General features: G+C 55.0%; 23 protein-coding genes and 2 pseudogenes. 14 read left to right on the top strand and 11 right to left on the bottom strand.

From position 1 onward, the window contains the following. Positions 1-82 precede the first annotated feature (82 nt). Complete coding sequence (locus tag OHL11_RS07820) at positions 83-3457, top strand: FG-GAP-like repeat-containing protein (RefSeq protein ID WP_263370939.1); 3375 nt, start codon at positions 83-85, stop codon at positions 3455-3457. Positions 3458-3930: 473 nt separating this feature from the next. Here OHL11_RS07820 and OHL11_RS07815 read toward each other — a convergent pair whose 3' ends face one another. The 4 genes from OHL11_RS07815 to OHL11_RS07800 all read right to left on the bottom strand — a co-directional run bounded on the left by OHL11_RS07815 (position 3931) and on the right by OHL11_RS07800 (position 5452). Continuing rightward, positions 3931-4092, bottom strand: a complete 162-nt coding sequence (locus OHL11_RS07815; RefSeq protein WP_263370938.1) for a hypothetical protein — start codon at positions 4090-4092, stop codon at positions 3931-3933. Between the two features lie 166 nt (positions 4093-4258). Continuing rightward, positions 4259-4549, bottom strand: a complete 291-nt coding sequence (locus tag OHL11_RS07810) for a site-specific integrase (RefSeq protein WP_263370937.1) — start codon at positions 4547-4549, stop codon at positions 4259-4261. Between the two features lie 292 nt (positions 4550-4841). Continuing rightward, positions 4842-5114: a Rax2 family protein gene (locus OHL11_RS07805; RefSeq protein WP_263370936.1), complete on the bottom strand. Its 273-nt coding sequence runs from the start codon at positions 5112-5114 to the stop codon at positions 4842-4844. Positions 5115-5233: 119 nt separating this feature from the next. After that, positions 5234-5452, bottom strand: coding sequence for a hypothetical protein (locus OHL11_RS07800; RefSeq protein ID WP_263370935.1), 219 nt, complete (start codon positions 5450-5452; stop codon positions 5234-5236). Between the two features lie 935 nt (positions 5453-6387). Here OHL11_RS07800 and OHL11_RS07795 point away from each other — a divergent pair. The 8 genes from OHL11_RS07795 to OHL11_RS17290 all read left to right on the top strand — a co-directional run bounded on the left by OHL11_RS07795 (position 6388) and on the right by OHL11_RS17290 (position 11897). After that, positions 6388-6939: a tetratricopeptide repeat protein gene (locus OHL11_RS07795; protein WP_263370934.1), complete on the top strand. Its 552-nt coding sequence runs from the start codon at positions 6388-6390 to the stop codon at positions 6937-6939. Positions 6940-7143: 204 nt separating this feature from the next. Next, the gene (locus OHL11_RS17305; RefSeq protein WP_390236030.1) at positions 7144-7587 is read left to right on the top strand and encodes a PAS domain-containing protein; all 444 of its coding nucleotides are present in this window, start codon (positions 7144-7146) and stop codon (positions 7585-7587) included. A gap of 22 nt (positions 7588-7609) precedes the next feature. Beyond that, positions 7610-7927 carry a histidine kinase dimerization/phospho-acceptor domain-containing protein gene (locus OHL11_RS07785; protein ID WP_263370932.1) on the top strand — a complete coding sequence of 106 codons (318 nt, stop codon included), beginning with the start codon at positions 7610-7612 and terminating at the stop codon, positions 7925-7927. After that, positions 7911-8246 carry a sensor histidine kinase gene (locus OHL11_RS17300; protein ID WP_390236033.1) on the top strand — a complete coding sequence of 112 codons (336 nt, stop codon included), beginning with the start codon at positions 7911-7913 and terminating at the stop codon, positions 8244-8246. Before OHL11_RS07785 ends, OHL11_RS17300 begins: the two co-directional genes overlap by 17 nt. A 64-nt stretch (positions 8247-8310) precedes the next feature. After that, positions 8311-8673 carry a DUF3761 domain-containing protein gene (locus tag OHL11_RS17295; protein ID WP_390236035.1) on the top strand — a complete coding sequence of 121 codons (363 nt, stop codon included), beginning with the start codon at positions 8311-8313 and terminating at the stop codon, positions 8671-8673. A gap of 550 nt (positions 8674-9223) precedes the next feature. After that, entirely contained in the window at positions 9224-9613 is a 390-nt protein-coding gene (locus OHL11_RS07780) for a LysM peptidoglycan-binding domain-containing protein (protein WP_263370931.1), read from the top strand. Between the two features lie 228 nt (positions 9614-9841). Continuing rightward, positions 9842-10483 carry a hypothetical protein gene (locus OHL11_RS07775; RefSeq protein WP_263370930.1) on the top strand — a complete coding sequence of 214 codons (642 nt, stop codon included), beginning with the start codon at positions 9842-9844 and terminating at the stop codon, positions 10481-10483. A gap of 922 nt (positions 10484-11405) precedes the next feature. After that, positions 11406-11897 (top strand): serine hydrolase, encoded by a 492-nt coding sequence (locus OHL11_RS17290; RefSeq protein ID WP_396269478.1) that lies wholly within the window; start codon positions 11406-11408, stop codon positions 11895-11897. A 250-nt stretch (positions 11898-12147) separates the two neighbouring features. On the opposite strand, the gene OHL11_RS07770 is transcribed toward OHL11_RS17290, so the two are convergent. Both OHL11_RS07770 and OHL11_RS07765 read right to left on the bottom strand, forming a co-directional pair. Further along, on the bottom strand, positions 12148-12687 hold the full coding sequence (locus OHL11_RS07770; RefSeq protein WP_263370929.1) for a site-specific integrase: 540 nt from the start codon (positions 12685-12687) through the stop codon (positions 12148-12150). A 386-nt stretch (positions 12688-13073) separates the two neighbouring features. Next, complete coding sequence (locus tag OHL11_RS07765) at positions 13074-13979, bottom strand: LysR family transcriptional regulator (protein WP_263370928.1); 906 nt, start codon at positions 13977-13979, stop codon at positions 13074-13076. Between the two features lie 163 nt (positions 13980-14142). Between OHL11_RS07765 and OHL11_RS07760 the strand changes: the two genes are divergently transcribed. Together OHL11_RS07760 and OHL11_RS07755 are read left to right on the top strand one after the other, a co-directional pair. Continuing rightward, entirely contained in the window at positions 14143-15162 is a 1020-nt protein-coding gene (locus OHL11_RS07760) for a DUF1852 domain-containing protein (RefSeq protein ID WP_263370927.1), read from the top strand. 2 nt (positions 15163-15164) lie between these two features. After that, on the top strand, positions 15165-16193 hold the full coding sequence (locus tag OHL11_RS07755) for a methionine synthase (protein WP_263370926.1): 1029 nt from the start codon (positions 15165-15167) through the stop codon (positions 16191-16193). A gap of 361 nt (positions 16194-16554) precedes the next feature. Here the strand turns inward: OHL11_RS07755 and OHL11_RS07750 are convergent, their stop codons facing one another. Continuing rightward, positions 16555-17127 (bottom strand): TonB-dependent receptor, encoded by a 573-nt coding sequence (locus OHL11_RS07750; RefSeq protein ID WP_263370925.1) that lies wholly within the window; start codon positions 17125-17127, stop codon positions 16555-16557. A 434-nt stretch (positions 17128-17561) separates the two neighbouring features. On the opposite strand from OHL11_RS07750, the gene OHL11_RS07745 reads away from it, so the two are divergent. Further along, on the top strand, positions 17562-17993 hold the full coding sequence (locus OHL11_RS07745; RefSeq protein ID WP_263370924.1) for a hypothetical protein: 432 nt from the start codon (positions 17562-17564) through the stop codon (positions 17991-17993). Here OHL11_RS07745 and OHL11_RS07740 read toward each other — a convergent pair. Then, positions 17965-18249, bottom strand: a complete 285-nt coding sequence (locus OHL11_RS07740; RefSeq protein ID WP_263370923.1) for a hypothetical protein — start codon at positions 18247-18249, stop codon at positions 17965-17967. The genes OHL11_RS07745 and OHL11_RS07740 overlap by 29 nt on opposite strands. Next, positions 18246-18437: pseudogene (locus tag OHL11_RS07735) on the bottom strand (TonB-dependent receptor plug domain-containing protein); the annotation flags it as partial. The gene OHL11_RS07740 and the pseudogene OHL11_RS07735, both read right to left, overlap by 4 nt. Before the next feature lie 765 nt (positions 18438-19202). Between OHL11_RS07735 and OHL11_RS07730 the strand changes: the two are divergent. Next, positions 19203-19493, top strand: a complete 291-nt coding sequence (locus tag OHL11_RS07730; protein ID WP_263370922.1) for a hypothetical protein — start codon at positions 19203-19205, stop codon at positions 19491-19493. A 285-nt stretch (positions 19494-19778) separates the two neighbouring features. Beyond that, entirely contained in the window at positions 19779-20237 is a 459-nt protein-coding gene (locus OHL11_RS07725) for a hypothetical protein (protein WP_263370921.1), read from the top strand. Positions 20238-20870: 633 nt separating this feature from the next. Here OHL11_RS07725 and OHL11_RS07720 read toward each other — a convergent pair. Beyond that, the gene (locus OHL11_RS07720) at positions 20871-21161 is read right to left on the bottom strand and encodes a KH domain-containing protein (protein WP_263370920.1); all 291 of its coding nucleotides are present in this window, start codon (positions 21159-21161) and stop codon (positions 20871-20873) included. Continuing rightward, positions 21158-21685 (bottom strand): annotated as a pseudogene (locus OHL11_RS07715) (HD-GYP domain-containing protein); the annotation flags it as partial. The gene OHL11_RS07720 and the pseudogene OHL11_RS07715, both read right to left, overlap by 4 nt. Positions 21686-21941 lie beyond the last annotated feature (256 nt).

The following is a 21941-nucleotide window of genomic DNA, read 5'->3' as shown; positions in this document are numbered from 1 at the left end:
GGTAACGCCATGCGGATTACCCTCCGGTGCCCCTGATTGCTTTACGACAACCAATACTGCTTCTTTTACTCGAAGGAGTCCCATGTTCAAGACGAGCCTTAGATACGCGCTGCGGACGCTGTTGACAACTACTGTGATGGGAGGGACGTTGCTTGCGCAGCAGACCACTCCCGTAAGCCCCTTCTCCGGTCGCCCCACTCCATGGTCACAGTTCGATCGGGAAACACCGTCTTCCACGACTCCGGCCAATGAGTCTCCTGTTGGCATATACCCCATGGCGCCCACGCCGAAGAGCTCGACAGCCTATACCTTTCCCGGCTTTCTCGCGCCTTTGCGTACTTCCGTCGGAAGCGGCGACGGCTCCGGCACGTATAGCGGTGGCATGGCCGCTGATTTTGACGGAAAGAATGGCATAGACGTCGCAACGGTTCAGGGAGATGGTGTGCTTACCGTCCTGCTGAACGACGGCAAAGGAAACTTCACGGAGCTTCCTCTCAATACTTCCGCTTCGGGTGCCAATATCGTTCAGGCGTTCGCGCGGGACCTCAATGGCGATGGCCTTCCTGACATCGTTGCAACAAGCAACACGCTGCCCGGCTACTTTGTCTGGATGAATCAGGGGAATGGTGTCTTCGGTGCGGTCACGAAGGTGAAGATCACCCCTCCGACGGGTATCACCGGAACCGCCATTATGGGCGCGATGGCGATGGGCGACGTCAATGGTGATGGCAAGATCGACATCGTTCTTCCGCTCAGCTACATTTCAGGAAGTGGGCAGGTTGGATATACCTCGACCGTGGTGCTGTATTCCTTTTTAGGCAACGGCGATGGCACATTCAGCGCCACTCCGAAGGCGACGTTGTATACGCTCTCTGGCTACTACATCTTCCAGGGCGGCCGCTCCATTGCCCTCGCGGACCTTAGCAAGCATGGTGCACTGGATGCGGTGCTGGAAATCCAGCAGCCACCACCGGGCACAACGAGCTATTTTTTCGATATAGCGACTGTGAAGGGGAATAACGATGGCACGTTCGGCCCTCTTTCCATTGTCGCCAAAAGTGTTTCCTCTACGCAATATGGAAAAGGCAGTCTGGTTGTCCAGGACTTCAACAACGACGGTAGTCCAGACGCTCTCTTTGCTGACGGCAATAATGCCATCGACATTTGCTATGGCGTGGGCGACGGTACTTTGCAGAATCCTGTTACCGCCGTTGCAGACGTAGGTGTGGTCACAAGTCTCACGGTGGGCGACTTCAACAAGGATGGCGTGACGGACATTGTGACGTTCCGTGGCGGTATCGCCCAGCTCTATCTCGGCACGGGCAGCGGCAGCTTCCAGCAAACACCCACATCGCAGTACAGCGGGGGATTAGGGGGCAATCAGATTGAAGATGCCGTCGACTTCAATGACGACGGAATTCCTGATTTCTTCTGGGTAGAACCCTTCTTCAACTCGGTGAACGTATTCCTCGGCCGTGGTGATGGTACATTCCGTGGCGCTCCGGCAATCGCACCGGCCAACACAAGTACAAGCAAGCCTAACAACACCCAGTCCGCTGTGGGCTTCCAGGTGATCTCTGTCGGCGATTATGACGGGGACGGAGCCACAGACATCTTCGCTCAGGAGTCTGGGTACGTTGATATTGGTCTCAGCGATCATAAGGGTGGTTTTCTCTTCACCCGTAGTCTCGATACGCAGAACCTTACGAGTGTCGATTTTGTCGAACCGATTCGAGTCGATCTGAACAATGACGGCAAGGACGACCTCATCATGGCGACCTATACCGGTGTCAGGGTTTTTCTCTCGAAGGGAGACGGAACCCTAAGCACGCCGATCAACACGACAATTCCCACCAGCCTGGGCTGCGCACTTAGTCTGGGAAGTGCTGGCGACATTAACGGAGACGGCTTTCCCGACCTCGTGATCGCCTATGGTGGCGACGCTGCGTGCTATGCAACTGGAACCTCTCCTTCCGGTTTCGCCGTGCTGCTGGGTGATGGAAAGGGAGGGTTTACGTCCTCGCTCTTCACTCCGTTCGGCACCACTCTCTATGAAGCGAAGCTCGCCGACATAAACAATGACGGTAAGCTCGACCTCGTTCTGGATGACATCGGCAGCGGTAAAAACGCGGTCACCGTCATTCCAGGCAATGGCGATGGAACCTTCAACACTGCTGCTGCACATGTTGCATGGAGCGGCGCCTATCGGGTTCCCGACATACAGATAGCGGACACCAACGGTGATGGCAACCTCGACCTGATGATGTCCTATATTGGACAGTCTTCTACCAGTACATCCATTCCGCCGGGTATCCTGAATGTGATCGGACATGGTGACTTCACGTTCGTCGCTCCCGTCTACGTGATGAAAGGAAATACCGGCCTGCTGGCCGTTACCGAAGATCTGAATGGAGACGGCTTGCCGGACTACATCATCTCGTTGAGTGTGCAGGACACCCTGACCTCAGGCACGGTTGTTCTGATCAATGCGGGCAACGGGGCGTTCAATGCTCCCATCATGTACGTGCAACCTTCCGATGTCCTCTCGAATCGCGACAAACTCATCTTCGCTGGAGACTTCAACGGTGACGGTGCTGGCGACGTGATTCTGGGTGGCGGACAGGGTTATGTTCCAAGCGTGCTTTTCCTGAACAACGCTGGATTGAGCCTTACGCTGGGGGCGACCGCCACGACAGTCTTGCAAGGCAATCCCGTCAACCTGTTTGTCGAGCCCAATCTATTGAGCACCGGAAACCTGACGGGAGATGTCACCTTTCTCTCGAATGGAACTCCGATCGGAACAGGTTCATGGAGCTCGAATGTGGCTACTCTCAGCACGTCCGATTTACCTGTCGGGGCAAACAAGATCACTGCAACCTATGCCGGGGATGCCACACACGCTTCTGCAAGTGCAGCTCCTCTCACCATCAACATCACAGCTCCTGCCCCGGCGTTCACTCTGACAGGAACTCCTCAGACGGTAAATATCGCGCAGGGAAGTTCTGCGCCGATTAGCCTTTCGCTACAGGCCAATGCCGGATTCTCCGGTTCGGTCACCTTCGCATGCAGCAACCTGCCTGTCGGTGCTTCGTGCAGCTTCAGTACGGATACGGTAACGCTTGCTGCCGCTGGTACTGCTTCTGCCACAGCGACCATCGGCACGACAGGTTCCGCTTCTCTGGAGAATCTTGGCCCGTTAGGGCAGCGCCCAGGCATTGTCCTCGCTGGACTGCTCGCTCTGATGTTGCCGCTGGGACGTCGGCGGAGGAAGTTTTCCATGCTTGCGATCTTGCTCCTGTCGTTGAGCACATTGGGAACGATCGCCGGCTGCTCGGATTCATCGCACTCCGGCACTCCGGCAGGAACGTTCCTAGTCACCATTACGGCGACTGGGACTTCGGGAACCACGCAAGTGGTGAACTCCGTTCTTACTTCGGTCAACGTGACTCGGAAGTAATCACCAGAAATAAGAGACCGCCATCGCAATTACGATGGCGGTCTCTTCATTTTCACTATCATTCGCTATTGAAACAGGTTGCCTTCTCTGCTTTTCCGGGATGTCCTCGTGAAGAGCAGCAAACGCTGATCCGAGCAAGGCTCTTGCATGGTATCGGAAGATCCGAACTGTTACGAGGGAAGCGTCATGACAACTTCTCAGCCCGTGGGGCTAGAAGGAGACCCCGTTCTGAAACTCATGTCGAAGATCGTTCGACGACTGATAGATGACTAGCAGTCTGTCCACCTAACCTGCGTGAAGGGAAAACCTCGGCGACGCTGAACGTGCATATGGCTCCATTCAACACCGGAACATTTATTGGGGGGGCGGGGTCGCACAGCCCGTTCGTTGCGCATGGTGCTGTCAGCGGCAGGCACGAAGGTCCGTCGTCGCTACGTATTGAGCATCGAAGAGGAAAGCCGTGAGGAACTGAATCAGGAAGACAAATAGGGCGCATGTTTAAGTTTGCTGAGCCAATCGAGACGCACAAACTGACCTGCACGAAGACAGCCGCCAGCGGCGGCACGTGCAGGTTTGCCGCCAATTACGCCCCAGTGGCGCGGCAGCAAATTCAAACCCAAATCCAAAGAGGTCATTGATGTCGAACCCTCCTTACGCTCGCCTCCGCCACGGCTCCGGCTCAAGACGGCTTCGGGAGCGATACGGTCAGCGCGGCCTGTGTCGCTGACCTCTTTTCAGTTTGTCATGCGTCTCCGCCGCCTTCGACGCTTTAGCTTTGGTGTCGTCCGAATGCGGGAGTTCCTATCCTGTCATGCCCTGTAACACGCGATCCGCGTGCTTGACCGTGTTTACATGCCCATAGTGCTGCTCGATCATCTGCACTGACGTTCCCATCTGCTCGGCAAGGAAGTACACATCAACGCCATCCTGCAATCGCAGCGTGGCATAGGTATGCCGGAAGCAGTAGGTCGATCTCGGCACGCCTTGCGTGCCTTCGCGCAGGTTTGCTTTGTCCAAGAGGTCGGCAATCAAAGAGACATAAAGACTCTTGGCAGGCTTGCCGTTCACAGTGGTAAAGACCCGATCTTCCAACTCAGTAGCTTTGGAGATCGAGCGGATACGTTGCAGATAATCGCCAACACTCTTCGGAGCAACGAGCTTTCTTGATTTCCCTTTTACCTTGTACTAACAGAACAACGATCTCGCGCCCTTCGCGGTCTTTCGCGGGCACGATGTCACGCCAGCGGAGGTTCTTCATCTCGGCTGGCCTCATGCCGGTATTGCAAGCAATCAGGATCATGTTGTACGTGACGTTGCAATACCAGGTACTCGAAGGCTTATCCGCTTCAGCAATCCATTTCCTGCCGACCGTATGGAGCTTGCGCTACTCCTCCAATGTGAATTCATCCCGCCGCATGGTCTTGAGCTTCGGACGTTCGTCGTAACGCTGGCTGGCTGGAACGTACCGCTTCTTGATCGCGAAGTTCAACACCGCCCCCAAGATTGACATCTCGAAGCGGATGGTGGGATCACTGACGAAAGGAACCGTTCGATCCTCGGACGGCTCCATCTTGATAGGTTTCAAAATACGAATACCAAGAGAATCTTGAGTCTTGGTGCGACGCTCCGCTTCCTTGTCCGCGAACTCTTGCGCCATCTCCTCGCAGACTACGCGGACGCCGTTCCGCTTCAGGCGTCCCGCGCCGTTCACTCGCAGCCACCCGGATAATCGCCCCACAACACATCCCCAATCAAATGCACCTGGGTGGAACCGACCTATCTGTCCAATGCTCCTTCGATGACGGCGTGAATCTTCTTGGGACGCGCCGCGCCGATCTCCCCACGCTGCGCTCGGGCTTCCTGCGTTAGCAGATACTCTCTGCCAACCTCGCGAAAGGGGTGGTTGAACACCGGGACATCGTGCTTCAGCCGGAACCGGATGTCCGCGTCCTGGTCGAAGACGCGTTCTCGCGCCACTTCAACGTCGGTTGTCATAAGGAAACAGTCTTGTAGCGGTCTGCCTTGGGAATCTTCATCCGGCAATACCACATGCGATGCTCCACGTCGCCACGCCGAAAGATTACCAATCCCGGCTTGAGTTCCGATTTTTCGGTGACGAATGTCATGTCCGCCTCCATGTACTAAGACTCGTTCAGTGCAGATTCTGTGCAGGTTTTTTCTGCAAGTCGTTGAATCCTCGTATATGTGTAGAACTCGTATAGAGAATATCAAAACACTAACTTGTTTGTTTATATTATTTATGGTATACGTGTCATCCTGCGAAAAGCAGCGGCAAGAACTGAGCAGACTGCGTTCGATGCTGCGTAAGCCAAACGACAACTCGATAAGCAGAGGTTGAGCGAGCGGACAGCCCGCTGTTCCATGGAGAGCCAATCGGGATATCATTTTTTCCGCACTGGATTCATCACTGCGACATAAACAAGCCAGGACAGGAGTAACCAGGACAGGAGTAAGTAGACGCACGAATTTCGCCTCCGCGCATGGAGCACTCGGAAGCGCAGAAGGGGCTCGGGTCGTCGCCCAAAAGATTCTTGTGCACGTCAGTTTGGGGAGTCACCGGTCGCCTCATCGCATTGACGGAGCAGGCAAGGCCCTGGCGTTTCGATTCCTTGTCGCACTAAACAAGTCGCAAGGCGACTGTTCGGCCTCGGGATGTCTTTTCCGGCTCCACGGGGCTGTCAGGGGAGAGATGCGAGTGTGAAGATTGCAGAACCGTAACCGTCCTCTCCGACTTAGAGTAGCTCTCTTGGGTGGACGGGCTTCGGAAGGAGTGCGAGAGCCGCGAGTGCGCGCCTTCTTCAGCAAATCTGCCTTCATGGCCTGTCAGCACATCCGATGCTGCATAGTCCATAGTTCTTTGCTATGCGCCTAAAATCAATGTGCTCAGAAGGAGCGGAAAGAGGGACTCGATGAGATCTAAAGCGCCTCTTGTATTTTCGCAAAAGGAAAGTCCAGCAACTGGTTCCAAGGTGAGGGCTGCCGAAAGAGAAATTGCCAAGATGATGTCGCGTTACGAGCTGGCGCTCAACCTTCTTCGGAAAGGAAAACCTACGAAAGCTCATGAGGCCTTTGCGGAACTGTTGCCGGATGCGCCCTTTCATCTTGCTGACCGGATACGTACCTATATGGTCGTTTGTCTAAGGGAATCTCCTCCAAGCCGTTCGGTGTTCCAAGACTGCAACGAGCAATTCGACTACGCCATTCTCCTTCTGAACGCACAGCGCTACCGCGAGGCGCGCGCAGAGTTGGAGGACATCATTCGCCAAGAGGGGAGAAGCGCCCAGGCATTGTATGGCCTATCGCTGTTAAGCGCCTTCACAGGTGATACAGTCAAATGCTTGGTTCGATTGGAAGAAGCCATCGGCATCGACCAAGCCTACAAACTTAAAGCCCTCTACGATCTTGCCTTCGAAGAATTAGCCGGAAATCCAAAGTTTCGGGAACTGGTCGCACCCAAATAGTCGCCGGAGGTTCGATACGTCGACCAATCGAGCTTATGTGGTGGGTCTCTCCTGGCAAATGATTCACTGAAGTCTCAGCAACCCACTACAGCTGTCCACCATCAGATTGCGTGAAAGACAGTTCACTCAAGATCTGCGACAGCTGCGACCCGAGATCTGTATGGGTGATCCAGAAGAATCTACCCTCATGGATGGTCGCCGAAGATGGAAGCACCACGATCCGAAGAGACGTCGCCTGGGCAGCGAAGTCCAAGTTCGATCGACGCTCGCCTCCAGCTAGCCGCAATCGTGGATTCCTCTGACGATGCGATTGTAAGCAAAGATCTGGATGGCTTCGTTATGAGTTGGAATGCTGCCGCCACGCGGATATTTGGCCACACCGCGGAGGAAATGGTCGGGAGATCGATCCTCACTCTGATACCGGCCGAACTGCGTGATGAAGAGTGTGAGATTCTTCGCAAGCTTCGTGCCGGAGGCCGCATCGAACATTTCGAAACTCGGCGTCAGCGCAAAGACGGTCAGATCATCCATGTCTCTCTCACTATTTCGCCGATCCGAGACGCTTCCGGTCAGATTGTTGGCATCTCCAAAATTGCCCGCGACATCACGGCTCGAAGGCACTTCGGAGGCCGCACTGATCGAGTCTGAGAGACTTGCCGCCATCGGGCGCATGTCCGCGACCATCGCTCATGAGGTCAACAACCCGCTGGAGGCCATTTTGAATCTTGGCTTCCTCTTGTCCGAGCATCCGACCCTGGACGATGAAGCTCGAAACTACACGCGACTGCTGATTGATGAAGTGATGCGCGTTAGCGAAATTACGAAGCAGACACTTTCCTACTACCGGGATACAAGTCACGAAGAAAGAGTTGATCTCGGCGAGGCGCTCGATGGTGTGTTGCGTTTGCATCGTCCCTTGATTCGACAACGCGCCGTTGAAGTGACCACAGAATATTGGGGTTCCGCCTCGTTTGGGCGCGAGCGGTGAACTACGGCAAGTCTTCACCAACCTCGTCATCAATGCTCTTGACGCGGTTCCAAGAGGCGGGAGATTGATCATTCGTTCTATGGTGGTCAACAAGGGCCAAGTGGTCTCGATTTGTGTCGCGGACAACGGAAGCGGCGTGCCGACATCCTTGCGAAGACGGATCTTCGAACCGTTCTTTTCAACTAAGGAAGCGAAGGGCCCTGGCTTGGGCCTGTGGGTTTGCAAGAATCTCGTTGAAAAATACGGCGGCTCGATCAGGTTGAGGAGCTCTGGACAAGGCACCGTCTTCCGCGTCTGCTTGCCTATGAAGTCCGACTGAGCCCCTTTCTTGCTTGTGATTCAACCAATCTCGCATCACAACGACTGACATACAGGAGAACACTATGAATTTCGGTCGCTTGATCATTCTTGCTATAGCCGTTCTGACCGGCTGTGGAGTGGCAAAGGCACAGAGTCCAGCAGGCGCAACAGGACAATGCAAGGATGGCACCTACTCGACTGCAACCTCCAAGAATGGTGCGTGCTCGGGACATAAAGGCGTGCAGACGTGGTATGCCGCCAGCAACCCGCCCGCAACTCCTCGCTCGGATACCAACTCGTCTGCTAAATCATCCTCGCCTCACTCCAATGCAGGCCACATCCGGTGGCGGTCCTGGTCAAGTCTGGGTGAACACCGCGACCAAGGTTTATCACTGCAGCGGAGACCGCTATTACGGGAAGACGAAGTACGGCGCCTACATGAGTGAGCCTGACGCTATCGCTAAGGGCGCCCGGCCTGATGCGGGGAAGCCTTGCAAGAAGTAGATTGTTCCGCAGACTCCTTGCAAATCGGCATCTCACCCGCTGAGGTTACTCGTGAGCTTTCTTAACTCAATCGAAAATACGGCGGTGGCGCAGTGGCAAGGCGACCCGGGGCCGAGGGCTGGCGTCTCGGGTGCCGTTCTGCAGGCACTCGAGGAAACACCCGGGCGGCCTGTCGGGCGTGATGGGTGCGTTCCGCAATAACGGAATGACGGATCATATCCAAAACTGGTCCAGTGGACAGCAGCCGACCGAAACACCAGAACAGATTCAGCAAGGTTTAGGCGGGATGGGTTTCATCGGAAAATGTGGCTGCCAAAGCCGGGATGTCGCCTGAAATCGCTAAGGCAGCGTTGGCCACAGTTCTCCCGATGTTCATCGCCCACTTCATGAACGGGGGCAACAGGCCCCATCTCAAGCCGGGTATCGCGGTATGGTATCCCAGATCTTGGGCAAAATCTTGTAGTTCAACCTGCGATCACAAAGGAGCTTCACATGGCGGATTTCCAAGCACTGCAGCAGAAGTATGCACCAGTCGTTGACACAGTCAAGAAGTTCGAACGCTACGGCGCCAAGTTCATTGGTGCTGACCTCGTGGGAGAACAATATCATCTCGTCGCGCAGGTTCCGTCCCAAGTGGTCCTAAACCGCGTGTGGGACGCGATCAAGCAGGTCGATCCGAAGTACGCTGATCTCAAGCATGAGATCATGAACACGGGCGGACAGGACGGGTCATACACCATAGAGGCCGGGGATAATCTGAGTGAGGTAAGCAAACTGTTTTACGGTGATCCTAATAAGTATGAAGCTATCGCGAAGGCCAACAATCGTGCTGACCCAAACAAGATCCATCCTGGAGAGACGCTGAAGATTCCTGTCCTATAGCGATCACCGCAATGGCGGTTTTTCGAATACTGACTACTTGGAGACTGGCCATGTACCTTAGCCGAATTCTTGCCAACTCGCGCAATGCCATCCTGCTGCTTTGTGACGATGGCTTGCGTCTGCTCAGCGCAACAACCTCAAGTGATGCTTGTGCGACATCCTCAGGGAGCGAGTCATGCTTTTACCGTTGTCCGGTCGGAATCCGGCGCAGTGTTGGGATATGGCGAGTTGTTGCAGACTATCCGTGGGCATCGCATCACCTCTCGGCTTACCTATCACTTCAAGGATGGCTCGGTCGACGATGAGACGACGGTCTTCACCCAAGGGACAGTCTTTCATCTGCTCAGCGATCACCATACCCAACAAGGTCCTTTCTTCTCAAAGCCCACTCATTTCTCCTTGGATGAAGCCGGAAACCTATCGGTCAGGACCCTAGAAAAGGACGGGAAGAAGAAAGTGGAGACAAGCCACTTGGATCTTCCTCAAGACACTTGCAACGGGTTCACGGGAACCGTGCTTCTGAACGTCGCACCTAGCATGGCTCCCTTCAAACTCGGTTTCGTCGCTTCCAGCGGCAAAGGCCGACTCATCAATCTTTCCGTCGACATCGTAGGCCAACAACCCTTCTCTCCCATCCTGGGTGTCCATCGCAGAGCAACAGTCTTCCGCCTTCATCCTGAGTTAGGTGGAATCGCGGGCGTCGTTGCGCCGGTTATTGGGAAGCAGCCGAAGGATATCTACGTCTGGATATTGGAAGGGGAAGTGCCCGGACTCGTACGGGAGATCGGGCCGCTCGAGCAAGATGGGCCCGTCGTCAGCATCGAGCCGGCGGGCGCCTCTTATCCGCCAGCGGAACTCGTGAAGAAGTAATGATTCAATGACACACAAGATCTTGTAAGTCGCAAGACGGGTTACTTCGACTTCCGGAACTTGTCGGGCCCACCGCCCTTTGTCTTTTCAACGCGCGCGACATTAGGCTTTGCGTTGGGGTTGAGTTCCTTCGCCTTCGCAATTGCTTCGGCTTAGGTATGGGTCAGCGGGCTGGCGCGCTCGGCACCGTCCGCAATCACGGCATAGCCTTCTTCCCACGGTTGACTTTGCAAACCTTATCCGTCATAAATCCTCCTAGCGTTCAATCGATCCGAAATGCCGCCATGTGATCAGGAACTTACAGAGTTGGTGCTCCATCTCGAGCTCGACGTTGATCCATGTGCACAGCTCTGCTGGCCGAGAAGGAAGCTAAGGGTGTTGGCTGATACGGGCGCTTCTTTGCCGTTCTGCCGCTCGTCGAGTTCGACGTTCCTGCATACTCTCGCGCGAAGATAAGCAGTAGAGAGAGCACGCTATTACGATATCCCCGCTACGACACCAATTTGTGGAGAGAGTGCGGATCAAGTGAGATCACGCCTACCCGTCACGTACGCTCATCTAAGACAGGCATAGGCTCTTGTATCCAGACCACCCTTCCTGCATGCGGTACTTCTGGGTGCATGTGTGGCCTTGAAATTGTCTGACACTTCATAATGCAGGTCGTAGGTGATGGTATAGGAGTGACGATATGCGTGTGGTTTAGTAATCATGGGGCCCATTGCTTGTGTCTACAAATCTCGAACCCTAAGTATTAGGTTTTGTTGCGCTTTAGCGCTCACACGGGAGCCGTCCGATGAACGTGTGCCAGCAGTATTGGCGTCAGCGTAGCGATCGATGAATGGTGCCGGCTTAAGTGCACGGCCGCGATTGAATTCGTTCTGAACCCCAGATCCTTCCGCATGGGCAGCTTATATGATTTGGGATGACTAACTTCCAAAGTAAGAGGGCAACTTGGGCCGTCCTTCTCGCCTTCTTCTGCTGCTTTCACTCGCTTGCATCCTGCCTATTCCGCGGAAAATCCAAATCCGTACGCTGCAGCCGTGTCCCAGCTTCTCGCGCCATGGAGCAAACGCAACGGTCCGGGAGTGCGGGTGGCCGTCCTTTTGAACAAGTCATTCATCACGCTGCTGTCGGCGAGGCGGAAATCGAACAGCAGATCCCCATCACTTTCGACTCGGTATTTCACGCGGCCTCGGTGTTGAAACAATTCACGGCCTTTGCAATCCTGTTATTCGAACAAGACGGGAAGCCTTCGATTGACAATCCACTTGCCCAGCATATTCAAGGCTGCGCCTCATGTGGCGATTACTTTGCGCCATTTCTCACGCATACGAGTGGCCTACGCCTAATCCGTATTCTGACGGCATGGCAGGTGGCAAACGGAAAATCTGCCTTACACAGACGCAGGCTGTGAACGTCCTCTCAACCAGAGAGGACTAAACTCCGCTCCAGGCTCTCGCTTCGACTAAGTCAACTCCGATTACGTCCTTCTCGCCGAGATGGTTCAGCGGCTCTCCGACAACAGTTCGATGCGTTCTGCCGGGAACGCATCTTGAGCCGCTTGGCATGATCCATACACGTATCCAGGAGGACTTGGAGACGCCGGTGCGCGGACGTGTACCCTCCTGGCGGCTCAGGTGCGCAAGGTTACGGGCGGGCTATATTTAACAATACGTATGACCGGCCTGCAGACAACCGCTGACGATCTGGCCCACTGGGCAAGGAACTTCGAAACAGCTCGGTCGGCGGGACCGCGCTGCGTGCTCACAGACGGGACTGTAGACGAGTCTACCAACTACCTTGCCGGTGATGGTGCCTCTTTCAGCGCCGGCTTCACGTACGTCCCCAAAATCGAGGACGACTGGTACGGTACGGTAACCTGCCCGAAGTTGCCGGACTTGCGAAGACCCCGTCATCATGCCCCGGATACGTGGCGACCAGCGCCGCCACATCAGGAGTGCTTCGGCGAGTTCCGGATCGAGCGGAACGGGCTTCTGCGATGCCTCGGTCTTGCACGGTAAGACGTGCTGACCGGCGTTGGAGCGGGTCACCGGGATTTCGAGATTCTCGGAATCCACATCGGACCACTTCAACGTCAGCAGCACACTGACACATAGCCCGGTGAGAATGTCCACAAGGACGGAAGTCTTGCCCGGCTCCTTGAGGAGTTCGAGCAGCGAGTTGATCTGCTGGATATTCAGCACAGTCGGTACCTTCTGTCGCTTGGTGCTCTGAAGCACCATCGAGATCTGGTTCGCACACTTCGCATCCACACGAAATGCAAGAGGCGATTCTCAGCGGTTCAGGCTTTGCTCTGATGCGCGAAGGAAACATCGCTCATAGATGGATCGACGACGCGGCCAATCGTCGGCGTGGAATGGACATTCGACACCTCTTTCGTATACCGCGCGTCAAGTTCCAAAATCCTTCCGCTTCTCGCAATGAGTTTGCGCAAGCAATGCTCCCGAAGCGTCGTCAAGATTGCGGGGCGGAAGGGGCACTGGGAGCAAGCAGACGGTACGCAAGTCTTTCCTTTGCATCGAAACGGACCTTATCACCCTTCAGGCGCTACATAGCGGCGGCATAGGGATCAATTCCGGGCGGAAGGCAACGGGCTTCGCGCTAATTCAATGAATGCGCGCACATAATCTATGGAGAAGTCAGCCTCACGAGCTCCCAGGAAAATTTGTTTGGGGATGCCGTTGGGGCCAAGTCGTACAGGCACGACATCCAGCTTGGCGGTGTACTCCTGGACCAGCCAACGTGGCAGAGCGGCAACGCCGCGACCGCTTTCGACCATCTGCAGCAGGATATCGGTGGTTTCAATAGTTTTGTGACGCTTGGGTGTGACACCAGCTGGCAACATGAACAGGCTGAAAATATCCAACCGTTCGATCTCCACGGGATAGCTGATCAGCGCTTCTTGGGTCAGTTGCTGCGGCTCTACATACTCTTGTTTGGCCAAAGGATGATCCTTGGCTACGACCAGCACTTGTTCATAGTCGAAAACTGGCTCGAACATCAGCCCCGGTTTGAATAATGGATCGGGCGTGACCAGCATGTCGATCTCGTAGCCGAAGAGAGCGCCGATCCCGCCAAACTGAAATTTCTGCCTGACGTCTACGTCCACGTCGGGCCATGCCTCCAGATAAGGTGACACCACTTTGAGTAGCCATTGGTAGCAGGGATGGCATTCCATGCCGATGCGCAGTGCACCACGCTCACCCTGCGCGAATTGGCCCAGACGTTCCTCAGCAAGATCCAATTGTGGTAGCACTCGGTTTGCCACAGCAAGCAGATACTGGCCAGCCTGCGTAAGGCGCAGACTTCTTCCTTCACGCACCCACACGTCCGTGCCAATCTGCTGTTCCAGCTTCTTCATGCTGTGACTCAGAGCCGATTGGGTCAGGTTCAGCACGATCGCCGCAGCGGTCAACGATCCCTGTTTTTCAACTTCCTGGACGATACATAGGTGGATGCGTTCAAGCATTTTCATGATTTTAGCTCATGGATTAATGAGATAAGACCATTTTACTTCATGGGTCGTCCTCCGTAGGATCGGAATCCAGATGCTCGCTTCAACGTGTCGAGGTCGTATCTCCGTTGAGATAGGAATTGAAAGCCAGACGAAAATTCAGGCTTTGTAGCAAAAAAGATTGGTGCTGATCACGATGAATAAAGATTTTGCATTCCACATAAAGAGCCTTCGTTTCGATGAAGACTATCGCCCAGCAGAGAGTACCCGCATCACCACCAATTTCGCCAACTTGGCCCGCGGTGAACGTCGCCTCGAGAATCTGCGCAACACATTGCAGATGATCGACAAACGCTTCAATGAGCTAGCGCATTGGGATAACCCGGCGGGAGATCGTTACTTGGTTGAGCTTGAAATCATTTCCGTGGAGTTGGACATTGCTGCCAAGGGTAGTGAGGATGCCTTCCCGTTGATTGAAATACTGCACACAACCATCGTGGATAAGAAAAACAACGAGCGGATCGAGGGCATTACCGGGAATAATTTTTCTTCCTACGTGCGCGATTACGACTTCAGCGTGCTCTTGCCTGAACACAACAAAGAAAAGCCTGCATTTAGCACTCCTAATGATTTCGGCGATTTGCACGGGAAGCTGTTTACACACTTTGTACGGTCTAGTGCTTACAAAGAGCGCTTCAAGAAGCCGCCTGTGATTTGCATCAGCGCATCAAGTAGTAAGACCTACAGCCGAACTGGGAATTTCCATCCCATCCTGGGCGTTGAGTATCGGCAAAGCGAGCTCTCTTCAACGGACCAGTATTTCGGAAAGATGGGCTTGCAGGTTCGGTTCTTCATGCCGCAGAACAGTGCAGCGCCGCTCGCCTTTTATTTCTTTGGCGACCTTCTTAGTGACTACACCAATCTTGAGTTGATAAGCCTCATCAGCACGATGGAAACCTTTCAGAGAATATATCGTCCCGAGATCTATAACGCCAACGCTGCGGCAGGAGCGTTCTATCAGCCCAGCCTGAAGCATCAAGACTACTCCGTGACTAAGATTGTTTATGACCGAGAAGAGCGCAGCCAACTCGCTGTTAAGCAAGGCAAGTTTACTGAAGAACACTTGATCAAGCCCTATAAGGCTGTTCTGGATCAATGGGCGAAGAGTTCCGCCGCCACTGAAATAGCTTGGAAGAGAGATTGACCATGAAGAAGCTACTGCCTACTTCAACTGCTGGGAGCTTGCCTAAGCCTTCTTGGCTCGCTCATCCTGAAAAACTCTGGTCACCTTGGAAATTGCAAGATGAGGAGCTTTTAGAGGCCAAACAGGATGCCCTGCGCCTGACGCTCCAAGAGCAGCAGGTTGCCGGTATTGATATCGTCAGCGACGGCGAGCAGGCTCGCCAGCATTTCGTCACTACTTTTATCGAGCATCTCGACGGAGTGGACTTTGAGAAGCGCGAGACGGTCAGAATACGAGATCGCTACGACGCGAGCGTACCAACCGTTGTCGGTGGAGTTAGCCGCCAGAAGCCTGTGTTTGTCGAGGACGCCAAATTTCTCAGGCAGCAAACCAAGCAGCCTATCAAATGGGCTCTCCCTGGACCGATGACGATGATCGATACACTCTACGATGCACACTATAAGAGCCGCGAAAAACTCGCGCGCGAGTTCGCGAAGATTCTCAATCAAGAAGCGAAGGAGTTGGAGGCTGCTGGCGTCGATATTATTCAGTTCGATGAGCCTGCATTCAACGTGTTCTTCGATGAAGTGACTGATTGGGGAGTTGAGACGTTGGAGCAAGCAATTGATGGGCTGAAGCGCGAGACGGCCGTGCATATCTGCTACGGCTACGGCATCAAGGCCAACACGGATTGGAAGCAGACCCTAGGGGCTGAATGGCGCCAATATGAGCGGACCTTCCCGAAATTGCAGAAGTCAAACATCGACATCGTCTCGCTGGAGTGTCAGAACTCGCGCGTTCCTATGGATCTGATCGAACTTATTCGCGGTAAGAAGGTGATGGTCGGCGCGATTGATGTAGCGAGCGAAGTCATCGAGACGCCTGAGGACGTTGCCAAGGTGCTGCGAAACGCTCTGCGATTTGTTGATGCCGATAAGCTCGTCGCCGCCACAAACTGTGGCATGGCGCCTTTGCCTCGATCGGTGGCGAGGGGCAAGCTGAAGGCGCTCAGCCTCGGCGCTGAAATCGTTCGAGGCGAATTATCCACGTAGCCCTGCAGTCTTACTAGTGGCGGCTCCCCACCTTGCTGTGCGATTCACAATGTTGCGGCTTGTTCGTGCTTAGCCGCTTTACTCACAGAAATCATGTCCGGTGAAATCGAAAGATCAAGTACGAAGGCTTGAACGTGGATTTGAAGATTCACCTTGGAACGCTGATGGCTCATTCGGTGGCGACCTTGCATGTTCAAGAAATTTCTCAGTATCTTCTCCTGTACCGCTTTCTCTTGAGCTAAGTAAATGGTGCTTCTCCAGCCCTCCGCAAGCCGAGAATGCTCAACTACCGAGCGCGGAGGGTGCTAGTACACCCATCACTAGAATGTCCGCCTTAACGAGAACCTCACCTGGAATGGTTCTACGAGATGGAAGACATCCGTGAACGCAGAGGCTGCGTTGGGTCGATGCGCGATTGATATGCGTAATCAATGTCGTGATCGTGACGGTTGAGCAGGTTGAGGAACTCAGCCGAGGCGTGCCAGCTTCGCAGGAAGGTGTAACCCAATTCGCCGTTGACCATTTCGGTAGATTGCGACCGAAAGCGTCGCTCTGAAGTGAGATCACGAGGGCCGAAGAAGCGAAGCCGAAGCGTTGAAGAGAATTCCTTGAGGTCTTGCAGCGTCACGCCGGAAGCGATCACGAGGCCCACTGTCTCTGGCACGCGCCTAACACCTGCGCTGTCAGGGGCTGCATCGTCCGCATCGTTCGCAGTGAAGAGCGCCTTCGAATTGGCGAGGTCGAAGTCGATGGACCAGTGCGGGATGGGTGTGTCATAGTTGGCCCACTCCACCGCGTAGGGTTCGCTAGGTTGTTGTGATGCGGTCGTGCCTCCGGTGTCGCCGGACTGCTGCAGTTCCGAGGCGGTATGCAGATACCAGACGAAAAGCGTTGACTGCAGATGCCGCACGACCGAAGAACGAACGCCAAACACGCCACCTTTGGTGGGATCAACGCAGGGATCGGCGTGGCGGGCGTGTTCGGGGCGGGGTTGTCGGCGGAGACAGGTTCGATCTTCAAGGTCGTGCCGCGGCCGTAGTTGCTATGGAAGCCGAAGCCTGCCTGCGTATAGAACTCGGTCTTCTCCCACGGCCCGAAGATCGGGCTGGCTTTTGGACTTGGTAAAGCTTTGATTGCTGCTCCAGAATTGGCTGCGGTGACGGGGCTGGTTACGTCGAAGTGTTGCAGATCGTCGCGCAACGCGATGACGGAGCGTACCTTCGCGGACCAGTCGATGCGGTTCTCGGCGTAGTTGCCGATCTGCGTGTCGGTGAAGCGATCTGCCTGCGTCGTGGCTGTAAGCGTGTTTCCGGAGTTTGAGTCGGTTTTCGTTACGCGCTTCCGGCTCTGGGATTGGTAGAGTCCGTTGTGAATCCAATCGTTCCGCACCTGCAGGCCGAACGTGTTGGTGACTTGATGTCCAACCAGTCGTTGTTGATGGTGGGGGGCGTCGATGCCTGCAGCCCAGCGCCTGTCCTGCTGTTCAAATTGATCGCCGCGCGTGAGGTCAGTGAGGTAATACGTGAATTCCGAGAAGAGGTCGGGATCGTGGTAGAAGCCGTACGCGGTGATTTTCGTACGCGAGTGCTCACCCTGTCGATGCCATTCACCCTGCAGGCTGTAGCGTTGCGAATGCCCGCCGTCTGTAGGGTTGAGTGTGCCGTAGATGCCGACGAGAGAGAGGGCGCTCTCGGCGATTTGATCGCTGGAGTGCCATTGACCATGATAAGCGCGCACCGTAACGCTGAAGCCGCTACTGGACGTGTCCTTGCTATAAGTCATCAGGCCATTGAACTGTAGTAGTTGTCAGGATGTACCCATGGACCGTTGTCGTGATAGGCTCGCCGCCGACGAGCAGGCTGTCTCCGCCGAGAGGGTGCGATGCGCCGAAGACGAGACGACAGTAGCCGTAGGTGCCGCCTTCGACTTGAAGAAAACTCTGCGGCAAGGTCCTGAAGAACTCCGGATGGGCTGAGCCAGCGGAGCCGTAGTTACCGACATCAGCGTAGTACGGTCCTTTCTCAAAGCGCACACTCTCGACGAGTTCAGGGATCACGGTTTCATGTCTGAGTAGCCCTCGCCATGAGCGTGTGACGGAAGGTTCAGCGGCATATCGTCGAGGAAGATGGCGAAGTCCGTGCCGTGATCAAGATTGAAGCCGCGCAGGAAGTACTGGTGGTGGGCTTTGCCGCCGCCAGCGTACTGCGTGATGATCACACCCGGAACCGCTTCTAGCACCTGAGCGGAGGATGGGGCGGTTCTGAAGCTCGCTTGCGCCTACGACTCCTGGGTGGCAGAGTCGGCGATGCCGCTCAGGTCTTCGCTGCGCCCCTGCACTTCAATAGCCGAAGAACTCGTCTCCGTTGCGCTGAGTTCGATTGTGATCTGTTGCATTTGAAAGCCTGGTGCGGAGACGGAGAGAAGATACTGCGCTGGTGGAGTTGCAGCGAGAACTCTCCGCGGACGATCTGACGATGCGTGCGCCGCCCTGGGTGCCGTGCGTGACGCGCAAGATGGCTCCATCGATCATGGCTCCTGAGCCATCTAGGACCAGCCCAGAGAAGCGCTGTGATTGCGAGGACATCGCGCTACGCTCTTGAGCGCTGGAGTGCGGAGCTGCTAAGGGAAGCAATGGGTAGCGGCGAGAAGAAGCGCATGAGAGAAGCTACTCAGCGAGCGAGAGCGTTTGGAGTCGGAGGGCAATGGTGTTCCTGTCCTTGGTTTGCGCGATGCCTATGCTCGCGCTTTCTTCATTATGCTCGCGGGCTGAATTCCAGAAGAGAAGTGTTCGGGGCGATAAACCCGATGAGAGTTGCGGCATAGTAAAGAGAGGTGTCTTAATGAGCCTGCTGCGCAAACTCATTTGCGATCTCGTTGCTGACCATCTCTGATCTGCAGTTCGCACAGTCTCTCTTTGCGCTTACGCCGAAGAGTGAGTCAAACCTGCCTGCGTGCTGCCGTCGCAATGGCAAACACCATTGCATGATGAGCATGGAGGAGCGGGCAAAGATGGTGAGCAGCAAGCCGCAGTTTGAGGCGCCGCTCTATAAGTGTCCGTATAGCTCTGCGGCGAGGACGGCAACGATGCATACTATGCCCGTGGTGCTGCCCACAGGTCATGCGGCGAAGATGATCTTCGCTGGTTTGCTGAGCCATCCCACAGGGGTGCGCAGACCGAGTCGACGTTCCGCATCGCGCGCGATCGTGCGCGTGGCAAACGCGGCCCTCCTTCCTCCATTCTTTAGCCCTACCATCATCTCGCTGCGAGCGGAGCACTCTGTGCTCGGCAAGGCTGCTTGATGTCACGCCATGGCCGCGCGCGATGAAGCATCGCGCCATCCCGACGGGGATGAGACCGAAGAAGGAAATGATGAAACGCGTAAGGAATAGTATTTCCCTGATAGCGAAACGCTATGGATTGAGGAAGTCTGCGCTTGCGAGGGCCGCTATGTTTGTAGCGTTGCCGATGATGGCACAGGAATCGGCCTCCGTGTCGGGCACGGTGTTTGATGCGACAGGGGCCACGATTTCTGGGGCAACTGTGACGATCAATGGGTGGGCACAGGGTATCGCACGACGTTGAAGATGGATCCCGCTGGGCACTTTATGGAACGCCATTCGCAAGGTACTGAGATGGAACAAAACCAGCGTGCGCTCATAGAGCGCTATGCTGACCGGCTGGCAGAGCTTGCCTATAAAGGTCCAGCGATGCCAGCAGAGCGTCATGCTGCGCAGCTTGAACCCACTGTCGAAGAGAGGCGGCATTGGGTGCCGTTGGTTCAGTCCATTGGACTAGAACACGCAGAAGCATTTACATGGCAGAAGGAACACGCCGAGATTCAAAGTTACCGGAACGACGAGAACCGAGGCTGGCTGCACATCGATACCCAGGGCCAATTCTTTGATCGGAACGCGCAACCCATCGCTGCGCAGGCAGCACCCGAACCGTTGGGACTTTCGGCAGCGATAACACGTGGCAACGAGCAAGCCGCGGATATGAATAAGGATTCAGCGACCAATAGCGCGTACGGCCTGTCCGTCTAGAAAGATGCGACGTTTGAATCAACATCCTTCCCATTCGCGAAGTCTTTTCGTAGACACTTCACCAGAGCATTGCTTCCAGATTGTTGGTAGTTCAGTCTGCAGTTGCAATCAACTCTCATGAGCGTCGGGCCGCGATGCCGATGATTCCTTTCGCGCAACAGGCCCGAGGGAGATCTGCAGGATTCCTGTTCGCTTGAGACGGACTTCAAAGACAAAAAAGACGGGCATGATTTCGTTGTGCAGAGTATCGCCAGGACCGCCCCTTAGATCATTCCAATAGAACTGCTCGCCTTCTGGTAGGCACGGAAGAACAGTCGGGTAGGTCGCAATCGCTCGGGCCGCTATATTTTTCGTGGAAATGAGCAAGCGTCAGAGATGCCAAATCCGTTTCGAGTGCCATCCGAGCAATGTCTGATGCGACGTGGGGGCTCGCCAAGATGAATTCGAGCAAAGTTAGTTGCTGACATGACAATTCAGTGATACTCGCGAGAGTGGCTTCCACCTCAAAATCGCCGTAGAACCGTAAATGATGGGTGCCGTTGAAAGACGGGAATATGATGCCATCGCGATCAGTCCTGCGGGCACTTTGTCGAATTGGATGCTGCGTCGTTCTTACGCGTCCGCCTGAGAGGTCTACGCCTCATCTTCTTGTTCTTCGAGGTTGAGTGCGTAGCGGTGGTGCAATTTCATGCGGGCGGCCGACAAAATCGTTCTTAGTGAGCGGGCCGTACGTCCTTGCTTGCCGATCAGCTTCCCGGTGTCCCCTCGTGCGACATGGACGTTCAATGTTGTCACGCCGTCATTGCCGTCCAAACAATCTACTCGGACGGCGGCTTCGTCATCAACTAGGTGCCGCACGATCAGATAGACAAGCTGCCGCATTGGTTGTTCTTCGTTAGTAACGGACTGGGAAAGTACCATCATGACTTTTCTCTCCTGAAGCGGCCTCTTATCGAACTGGACCGCTCTTGCGGAACGTGGATCGCTCTCATCATTGTGGCGAAACCGCCCAATAGGTCAAGACCGAGCCGCGTCCGTTTCATCGCCATCTGCGCCAATGCCTCATCCCATTCCATGCTGTGGGTGTATGGGCGTGGCTCCGTCATCGCCGCAAATACGTCACACAGGGTCACAATCCGTACAGCCGTTGAAATATCAGGAGCGCTGAGCTTTCGGGGGGACCCGCTGCCGTCGAGACGCTCATGGTGGTCGCGGGTGGCGCTTAGAAGCAATTCGTCTGTTTCGCCCGCTTCGAGGAGCATCTCGTAGCCGAGATCAGTATGTTTCCTAACCATTTCCATCTCCTCTACGGTGAGCGGCGAGGGCTTCTGGAGGATCGTGGACGGGATTTTGATCTTTCCGATGTCATGCAGCAAACCGGCCCGGATCAGAAGGGTTTGCTCAACTGCTGAAAGTTGAAGAAAGAAAGAAAAACTTGCGCACAGCTCCGAGACCCGAAGCGGTGCAAATGGAGAATTGCATCATGCTCTCGCGCGGCATTCATCCAATGTGCCGTGCGGCGGATTTCGTGTTCAGAATCAAGAGGGGCCAAGCTTGGCTCCTCGACAAGGGGGCATGAGCAAAGCGCTTGCGGTACGCCCCCCGCAAACATGCCCTGTCAATCCTTATCGGGGAGTTCGAAAGCCATTACCACACGGCTCCCGTGACCTTTAGCTTTAGGGGCCTGGACATACGTCACAGGCT

Origin of the sequence: Granulicella cerasi, assembly GCF_025685575.1 — a bacterium.
Classification (GTDB): domain Bacteria; phylum Acidobacteriota; class Terriglobia; order Terriglobales; family Acidobacteriaceae; genus Granulicella; species Granulicella cerasi.
This window is presented reverse-complemented; position numbering and strand designations above follow the sequence as displayed.